This is a genomic window from Paraglaciecola sp. MB-3u-78, from assembly GCF_002835935.1.
Classification (GTDB): Bacteria; Pseudomonadota; Gammaproteobacteria; order Enterobacterales; family Alteromonadaceae; genus Paraglaciecola.
Genome location: NZ_PJCF01000011.1, coordinates 93609 through 103142, shown reverse-complemented (window position 1 = coordinate 103142; position 9534 = coordinate 93609). Strand labels below are relative to the sequence as shown.

The window sequence follows — 9534 nt, the reverse complement described above, 5'->3', positions numbered from 1 at the left end:
GCTTGTGGCAAAGGCTCTTAATCTTGATTTACAAGCTAATTCAAAAGCAGGCTATGACGGCATAGATAAAAATAATGTCAGAGTGCAGATTAAAGGCCGCCGAATTACTCCAGATAATAAGTCACGCCAGCTAAGTGCCATCCGAAAATATGATGAGAAAGACTTCGATGAATTGGCCGCAGTAATATACGATGAAAACTTTGATGTAATCGATGCTGTACTGATACCTCACGAAGTCGTTGGTGAATACGCTTCATTTAGAAAGCATGTTAATGCTCACATATTAATACTCAAGGGGCCCATATTGAGCGACCGAAGAGTTAAGTGTATTAAAGAAGCAGTGTGCAGTTAATAAGGCCAGCAACGACGATAGCTTTTCCTGTGCTCTTTTTGTGGCTTAACGCTACGCGACCACATAAACACCAATTAAAAAGCTGCGCGTTCTGGCAGCGTTAATGAACGATCGCAAATGGTACGTTCTTGACTCAGAGGTGAAGCTCTGAAGATCAAACTTGGTATAAAAATGTACCAAAATAAATCAATGTGCGACTGACCGCTTTCTTTCATCTGTAGCTGTACCACAAAGCATACGTTACCTAGTCAGAACTTCAGCTTTTCAGTTTTCCGCTACCCCCTCCCCCCACCCACTTCACCGAATTACCAAATTTCTCCTCTGTGACCACCTCTGGGGAAATTTGTCTGGGCCATAATCGAGGCATCCGGCGGCGGGAATTTTGTCATCGTCGGCCACTCTGGAGCACTGACGGTCAGTTTTTTTTTGTGAAGGTACAAAATCCGGCTTCGCGCTGGGTTCGGTGCCTTTTTTTTTTTTTTGCTTTTGGTGGCGGAAAAATCCCCTAAAAGTTTTAGTGAAACATTCGACGCAATTGACGCATCGTCGCTTTTTCATGTAGAACAAAGGCTGCGAACGGATCTGTTACTCGTCGAGTGGCTTATTTGGCATCGAAGCGACGGGTTCCAATGCAAAATGGTGTGAAGACGTAAATCTGCATTAAACCGAGAGACTTTCAAATCGAACTACATCTGGCTTATGTAGGCTGTACTTCTATAAAGCAGTCGGTCAAAGAGTTTCAATTTGAGGCAACAGTATGCTCTTAACTTTATATACCCGTATTAGGAAATAAACTCTTCATGTGATGTATTTTCAGTTAGTTGCTCAATACACAGTTAATCAAATATGCAAACTAACAAAAATAAGCCCATTGGTATCATAAAAACAACCGTAAATACCTTGATAAGTAAAGCCCAAGCTCTATTGCCTTCGAACTGGTCGGCTGAGCGCCACATCCCAATACTGCAAGGAATATTAACGAGTAGGCCAAGCAGCGGAAAAAGTCCAGTTTGGGCTTGTGATAGTAGGAACAAAGATAAAATTGGAATAAAGACACCTAAGAAAACGGTTATGGGAAGCCCAAATTGACCATTAGCAAGTCTATTATTAAAAAAAGTCTCATTAGTAAAAGCCCAAAATTTATCTATAGCTATATCTATAGTGTCATTAAAGTGTGCTTCCTCGATTATTGAGGCTAAATTACTGTTTGTAGTAGTTTCCAGTTTGCAGGAGCAATGTTTACAAATATTGGCTTCCATCTTTACTAGCTCGGCACAGCTGGGGCATTTTTTCATTTCACCACTTTTTAATGCTTTAGCTTCAGTTACTTTCGTTATAGGCCACGCAATAGCTACAACCAAAGCTACGATAAAACTAAATACAGGTGTCATTAGTATTGAAAGAAAGAAAAAGCCGATCCCAGACCGACCATGTGAATCAGCAAAAACGCCAACCAAAACAGCCAAAGCTAACCAAATTATAAAAAAAACTTCCATATTTTATTCCCTGCCCTATAAAAAAGTAAATTGCTTCGGGATTGGGCAAAACCTAACAGCAAATTTTGTAGATATATCAGTTACACCCAGATATCCAAATTGACTAACAATCCTGATTTTCACATGAAATCAATATGTTAAAAAGTATTTTTTCGATGAATGAATTCAATTTGCTCAAATTTGAATTAGAGGTGACGCCCCTGACGAGCCAATTTGGCATCACAATGAACCACTATTAATCAATGTTCGACTGACCGCTTTCTTTCATCCGTTGCAGTTCCACAAAGCTTACATTAACTACATTCTGTTCCTAGCTGGCTCTGTGGTAAGTAAACCCTTCAGTTAATAATAGGCTCATCAGGAAAGGTGTATCACGTATGAGTTACCTGCACAGAATTCAGTTTCGCAGGATTCCGCATCCCCTCCCGCCCCATTGAGATCACAAACGTAAATTTGCCCACAGTGGACCACTCTGCAAAAATTATTTGTGGGCATGATAGAGGCATCCGACGGCGGAAATTTTGTCACCGTCGGACACTCTGGAGCACTTACGATGAGTTTTTTTGTGAAGGTACCAAATCCGGGTTCGGTGCCTTTTTTTTTTTTGCTTTTGGTGACAGAAAAATCCCCTAAACGTTTTAGTGAAACATTCGACGCAATTGACGCGTCGAGGCGACGGGTTCCAATGCAAAATTGTGCGAAGACGTAAAATTGTATGAAACCGAAATACTTTCAAATCGAACTACATCTGACTTATATAGGCTAATTTTAAATAATGCCGCCATTCTGATAATTCCAATTTGTGACATCATATAGCCATACTTGCTTATATCTAGATAAGCTCATGTATGGCTATACTGAGCGAACTATAATTATAAAGTTAATCAAACCCGACAGGAAATCATTCACTGAAATGAAAGTTGATAGTGCAAAATTTGTATGGGCGTTTATTATTATGTATTTAAAATATATTTGGTAACTTATAAAAATTTAAGTTTAAATATAATTCAATAACACATCGTTTTTTGTTCCAGATACTGCATTGAAGAACCACTGCTTAATCAGTCATATTAAATTAGGAAGCTATATTGTAATGGACGACACCAACAAAACTAACCGCCCAAAATCATTAATCACTCATTTCGTAAAGTGCCTGTCAGTTGCTGGTATTTTTATATCGGTCACTTCCGGATGTACGGATGATAGTCAGCTATTTGCTGATGCCTGTTATTCATTATCAGTTGAGAGGGATTTTGAATCGGCATTGCCTTTGTGTAAGCGAGCGGCTGATGAGGGATATGGTAAAGCTCAATATGAGCTGGGTATGATGTATATCGGTGTCCAAGGCGTTTCTAAAGATGATAAACAGGCAGAGTATTGGCTCACCAAAGCTGCCGAGCAAGGGGTGGCGAACGCACAATTAGCTTTGGGTGGTATGTTTTTCAGTGGCCAAGACATTCCTAAAGATGATAAACAGTCCATTTATTGGTTCACCAAAGCTGCCGAGCAGGGGGATATGACGGGTCAATATTACCTAGGCAGCATGTATAGCAAGGGTATAGGCTCGCCTAAAGATGACAAACAGGCCATTTTCTGGCTCACCAAAGCTGCTGAGCAGGGTCATGAAGATGCGCAAATCTCTCTGAATACTATGAGTGAAAGTGATGTAGGTCCTCGTAAAATGAGTAAACAGGATCTTTCTGATGCTTGTGGGTCTAAATTTGCGGAAGAAGATTATAGGGCAGCCTTTCCATTATGTAAGCAAGCAGCTGAGCTTGGAGTTTTGACCGCACAAATGTCTCTGGTTCTTATGTATAACGAAGGCAAAGGCACACCAAGAGATGGTGACAAGATGTATTATTGGTTAAAAAAAGCGGAAAGGTCTTTGAATGAAATAGACTAAAGCAACCATACAGATTGTAAATAGGACATTGCCCTACTTGTTATTGAAAAGTTGAGTCGATGGCTTTTTAAAAAACCATGTTTTATGAATGCAAACCGTCTACATTGAATATTCCGATGCGCATCATATTTGTGCGCTATATTTACCAAGGGTGTGATAACCGGACTCAACCCATTGTTCAAAGCGGAGGTATTGTCAACTTATCGAATTTAGACGATAAAAACTAGTTTTAAACATCTTATGTCGGATTTTGAACACAACTCACCCTATCCCATTCATCAAACGATCGTTCACGGAACATTTTGTAATTACTGGCTTTCATTAAATGGCGACTAAGTCGAAACAAATTATTGACGATGCCATGGCAGGATAAAAGTTCAGTTCGGAAAAAGTTCGGAGTTCGGTCAAGTTAAACTGTTAGTTTTCTTGGACTTACATTGTGACGACAACATCAACAACCCAAAAAGTTCGGTATAGTTTCGGTTAAGCACTCAAGAGGTTTATGCGCCGGAAAAAAGCGTTACTTTTCTTGGGGTTGAAGGGTAAATTTTTAACTCTCTCCTTGCCTCATAATCGTCAGGTCCCCTGTTCGAGTCAGGGAAGGGCCACCATTTTTCTTATACAAATCATCGAGTTACCTCACACCCGCCGACTTATAGATTTTGGGTCTCACTGAAACTCGTCTAAAAAACCACCTTTTCACCAATTTTGCAGTCAGTCAGCCGCTGCGTGATTTTCACTACTGCCCATCACCGACGTACTCGGCCAGCGAACGTTTGCCTCAGCGCACAACAGCGGAGCTCTCAGAGTGGGGTTTGTACTGGATTTTGGACAACTGCAAACCGGTCACTGTCAGTGGTGGAGACCTCGGAGGGTTTCATTTTGGGCGGGGTGGCGGAAAACTGGAAAACTGAAATTCTGAGTGTTGCCGAGGTAACCAGCGACAAACCGTCGAAGGCCATGTCCTTTGTACCATTTACCAGCATGGGAGAAAGAGGGCCGTCATGGATGAAAAACCTCAGCCCAAAATCAGTTTAGCCAAGTGTAAAATTTGCTGACATCTGCTGGGATAGCCGCAGGTAAGGGTAACTCAAGAGGCAAAATGGACAAGCTGGCAGTGGATCCCTGAATACATAACTGACATTCAGTGGCTGCATTCAGTGTATAAAAACTAGCACCACTAGGTACTAAGTAACAACACAGCTATTTGGCTTACTCTAAAGACGGCCATAAGTGATTTCAAACTCAATTTTTATTGCTTTTTCTACGTTCAAAGCAGCATGTTAGTCAAGGGTTACGGTTTAATGGCCAAATCTATGCGAATTTATTAATCTTGTGTAATCAATTCCACGTAAAACAAGGTTTTTTGTGTCTGACTTTTTTACACACCCATATAACTTGAAGTGACGAATATTCTCAAGCAATTGAAATTGTTGACTATAATAATTATGGCCCACTTCATGCTTAGTATTCCAGTACACGATGAAGTATCACTTTTTGCAGCTACCTTCCAATTGTTTTGTGAAGAGATTAAAAGGAAAATCAAATGAAAAATAAATTTTTAAATACCGCTTTACTAGGTTTGGTACTTGCCGCGACTAGTCTCACTTCGAACGCGACAATCATTACGTTGGATAGTACTGGCCCAACCGGCCTCAACGTTCCTACCAATTTAGCTACAAGCGGGACCGCATTCGCTCTGGACGCGCTTGCTGATGCAGGAGTTCACCTGATCCACACTATTGGTGCCTTGAATGACGGGATTTACGGCAATTCAAACAGTTGGATTGGTAACGGAGCTACCGGAACTTCAGGAGCCTTCGCAGGCATAAATCTTAACGGATCATTCTATCTTGACGGCTTTGCATTCGGCCGAGACAACAAACCGCATTATATAGATCGCAGTGATGGCGACTACATTATTCAGGTGACGACTTCTATCAGCCCAGACGAGAACACGATCGACAGCCTTTGGACAACACTTGACGGCGCTGTTTCGGTTTCTTCCTCAGCCATTCGTAAAGTGTATAGCTTTGACGGCCCGGTTCTCGCGACTGGATTTCGCATCATAGTCCCCACGACCGGTATAAGCGGCGGTGTGGCAATCGACGAGATAGAATTGTTCGGAACTGCTGTCTCGGTGCCAGAGCCTTCTGTCCTCGCTATTTTTGCATTAGGTTTAATGGGTTTAGGATCACGTCGATTTAAGAAACAATCTTAATTACTGATTTGGGTTCGCTGATCTAGGTTGGCCAAGGCAGAAATTACCGCAGTTACATCAAGCCCGCCAAGTGCGGGTTTTTTGTGCCTGCCATTCAGGTGAATCATGCCTTAGTATTTAACAAGCAAAAAGCAGGCTACAACAACAGCCAACATAGACATCCAGCATAAAACTTTAATTCAAGACATAAAATCGAGGTATGTTTGAAGCGCTGTTTGCCGCATTTTCAGTTGGCACCCGAGAGGGAAGGGCAGCACATTTACATGGGCTCTTCCTCTTCCATTCAATCTACCTATCTATCTTTCAATCTACCTAATCTATCAATCTATAATAAAACAAACCATGACTAACCATCATTTCATTAAATACTTGAACTTATCGCTTGTGTTCGCTTTTCCAATCGCATGGTTCTCACCGCTGCTCACGACCGGCCTGTTGCCACAGTGGCAAATGCCTTTATGGCTGGGAGGAAAGAGACTGTTCGAGCCTGATACACTGACCGTGATATCGGGTATCCAAGCACTATGGGAAACGGATGTCTTGCTGGCCTTGGCTGTGACATTCTTCGTATTGGTTGCGCCGTTGCTGAAGTGCTTAGGCATGGCTCTCATTCACTTCAACCTGCTTACAGAAGCTGCACAACCGGTGATAACAACGCTGGGCAAGCTCGCCATGTCGGAGGTCTTTATTCTGGCAATATATATTGTTATCTCAAAAGGCGTCGGCGTCTGGCAGATAGAAGTGGCTTGGGGCTTGTATCTTTTTACCGCTGCAGTGCTGACTTCTTTGGGTATTTCCTTGATTGATACGCAAAGAGTTGATATCGTTTTACCGTGACCTGTAACCTGTTCGATACTGCCGCAACCTACCTCTTTACCGACATCCTTTCGCTAACTATCCTGCAAAAACCCAATCACTGCGTAATAACATGAAACCGATCGGTCAATAACATTGAAGACGATCACTTTTTTGTCTTCCAGTAGAACTCAGTAAAATCTAACTTGTGTGATCGGCTTCAGTCAAGGAATTTAGTTTTTTTCGCATGGATTCGCCTTTTAATTCTAACTTAATTGCCCCGTGAACAAGCCGATCTAGGATCGCATCTGCATGCGTGGATTCCCCGATCATATCGTACCAATTTTCTATCGGTAATTGACTCGCAATCAGTGTCGATTTTGTGTCATACCTCGCATCTATTAACTCAAGTAAATCACTGCGTTGTTGCCCCGTTAATGGCTCTAATCCCCAATCGTCTAAGATCAGTAAGTTCGCTGATGTGAGTTTGTTAATAAACTTTCGATAACTGCCATCCGCTTGTGCCATAAACATCTTTTCAAGCAATTCTTTGAGCCTAAAGTAGTAAACGTTTTCTCCCTGCTGGCAGTGGTTATGGCCCAACGCACAAGCAAGGTAGGTTTTACCGCAACCTGTTGCTCCTGTGATCAGTATGTTTTGGTGAAGACGAAGCCATTCACCTTGCGCTAATGAGCGGATCTGCGTTTTGTTTAACTGCCTCGACGCACCATAATCCAACTGTGCTAATGTCCCGTTCACTCTAAATTTGGCTTGGCGGGTCAGTCGGTCAATTTTACGTTGATCTCGCTGGGTTATTTCATGGTCAAGCAATAAACATAACCGCTCTTCGAAGCTTTGTTCGACGTATAGATTGGGTTGTTCACTTTGTTGTGATAACGCATCACGTATGCCGCTTAGCTTTAGCATGACTAATTGAGTATTGATTTGTTGCGTCACTGATTGCATGTTGTTTCCTTAGGTTTTATTAGTGGTAATAATGATTGCCACGGATATTTTGATGGTCTATCTCACTTAAAAGATCCAGCTGTTTTTCCGGTAGAGGTTGGCTATCTAACCCTTTCTCTAAGATAGCTTTCACTTGGTTTACTCGCGTAACACCTGTTGCTAACGCTCGGTAGCAGGCGGCTTCAAGTCGTTTGTCTGTGAACTTTTTTCCTAAACTCAATATGCCCATACAGGCACGGTAACTTTGCTCGGGGTGTTTTTTGGTTTGCATGAGTTGAATGACAAATTGCTCGGTTGATTTTCCGAATTTTCTGGCCCAACTTTCAAATCGTTCGGGGGTCCATTGCTGCTGTTTTTGATGGGCGATGGGCATATGGATATCCAGGGTGCTGTGACCTCCCACGCGGTATGATCTTGGATGAACGGCCACTTGTACCCCTTGATGATAAAGTGTGACCAGTTGCCCCGTAGCATGTGCTTCTAGCTTTTTCTTGATCAAGGCGTGTGGCACCGAGTAGTAATGTTTTTCAATCTCGATGTGATAATCAATATGCACTTTGACCTGTTTCACTAAGGTGTAGCGATAAGGTTGTGACGGCAAAGGTTTCAGTGCGGGTTTATCTATCGCTTCAAATTGGGATAGCCTTGAGCCTGGATGCTTTTTCATTTGCCTTTGATTCAAATCGGTTAAAAGTGTCTGTATTTTTAGATTTAACTGTCGCAAGCTAAAAAAGCTTTCCTTGCGAAGTCGCGCCATTATCCAACGTTCAACGATTTGAACACCCACCTCAGCTTTCGATTTATCCTTGGGTTTATAAGGTCTGGCAGGCACGATAACGGTATCGTAATGGGCGGCGAGTTGTTGGTAGGTTGGGTTCAGATCCGGCTCGTAACGACACGCTTTTGTCACGGCACTTTTTAAGTTATCTGGGATGACCAATTCAGGTACGCCACCCAGAAATTCAAAGCATCGTGCATGACTCATCACCCAGTCTTCGAGTTTTTGGCTAAACGTAGCCTCTGCAAAGGTGTAGTTAGATGCGCCCATGACTGCCACAAAAACCTGTGCTGTGCGGCATTCACCCGTTGTTGAGTCCACAATATTCATAGTGGGTCCACAATAATCAACAAACAGTTTTTCACCTGCTTTATGGTTTTGACGCATGGACGGTTTTTGACATGTTAGCCATGTTTTATATAGACGACAGAAGTGGTTGTAGCTGTAAAAACCTTCTGGATACCGCTCACCATATTCTTCCCACAATAACTGCAATGTCATCGTTTTCGGCCTCAGCTCTTGCTGGACGACAGACCAATTAGGGATGATGTAGCCCTTGCTCTTAGGTTTGGTTTTGAAGAATGCTCGTTGAAGCGTCTCATCATTCCATTTTTCATCAAGCGGCCAACTAGTGATCCCAAGAGAGGTGGCACGAATGGCATAAATAGACACGATTGACGCTGAAACAGATAAGCTTTTGGCTATTTTTCGATGGCTGAGCAAACAGCCGTATTTGAGTCTTAAAATCTCTTTTAACTTACGCATTGAAATAGGTGCCATTGGCATAGTTATTCTCACCATCAAAAATGAAAAGAATAACGGTTAAAAACACCTACTGGACAGACAAAAAAGAGTAAAAGTTGGGCAATAACATTAAGCCGGTCACTGAATAACATTTTAACCAAAAAGTGATCGGCTTCGATGTTATTGAGTGATCGGGATGGATGTTATTAGGTGATCGGCATCAATGTTATTAGGTGATCGGGTTGGATGTTAATATGCAATCACCAATAAATCAGACTT

The 9534-nt window shown here is 42.2% G+C and carries 7 protein-coding genes; 4 read left to right on the top strand and 3 right to left on the bottom strand.

All coding sequences use genetic code 11. The annotated features are described in order from the left end of the window. Positions 1 to 352: hypothetical protein (locus CXF95_RS22750; protein WP_101200835.1), on the top strand; the 352-nt coding region annotated here is incomplete at its 5' end. Between the two features lie 836 nt (positions 353 to 1188). On the opposite strand, the gene CXF95_RS22745 is transcribed toward CXF95_RS22750, so the two are convergent. Continuing rightward, entirely contained in the window at positions 1189 to 1848 is a 660-nt protein-coding gene (locus tag CXF95_RS22745) for a hypothetical protein (RefSeq protein WP_101200829.1), read from the bottom strand. A gap of 1093 nt (positions 1849 to 2941) precedes the next feature. On the opposite strand from CXF95_RS22745, the gene CXF95_RS22740 reads away from it, so the two are divergent. From CXF95_RS22740 to CXF95_RS22720, 3 genes are all read left to right on the top strand, one after another. Further along, positions 2942 to 3751, top strand: a complete 810-nt coding sequence (locus tag CXF95_RS22740; protein WP_101200828.1) for a tetratricopeptide repeat protein — start codon at positions 2942 to 2944, stop codon at positions 3749 to 3751. Between the two features lie 1546 nt (positions 3752 to 5297). After that, entirely contained in the window at positions 5298 to 5972 is a 675-nt protein-coding gene (locus CXF95_RS30870; RefSeq protein ID WP_101200826.1) for a PEP-CTERM sorting domain-containing protein, read from the top strand. A 342-nt stretch (positions 5973 to 6314) separates the two neighbouring features. Continuing rightward, the gene (locus tag CXF95_RS22720; RefSeq protein WP_101200825.1) at positions 6315 to 6809 is read left to right on the top strand and encodes a paraquat-inducible protein A; all 495 of its coding nucleotides are present in this window, start codon (positions 6315 to 6317) and stop codon (positions 6807 to 6809) included. A gap of 159 nt (positions 6810 to 6968) precedes the next feature. On the opposite strand, the gene istB is transcribed toward CXF95_RS22720, so the two are convergent. Both istB and istA read right to left on the bottom strand, forming a co-directional pair. Beyond that, positions 6969 to 7733: an IS21-like element helper ATPase IstB gene (gene istB, locus CXF95_RS22715; RefSeq protein ID WP_101198245.1), complete on the bottom strand. Its 765-nt coding sequence runs from the start codon at positions 7731 to 7733 to the stop codon at positions 6969 to 6971. A gap of 19 nt (positions 7734 to 7752) precedes the next feature. After that, entirely contained in the window at positions 7753 to 9297 is a 1545-nt protein-coding gene (gene istA, locus CXF95_RS22710) for an IS21 family transposase (RefSeq protein ID WP_101198246.1), read from the bottom strand. Positions 9298 to 9534 lie beyond the last annotated feature (237 nt).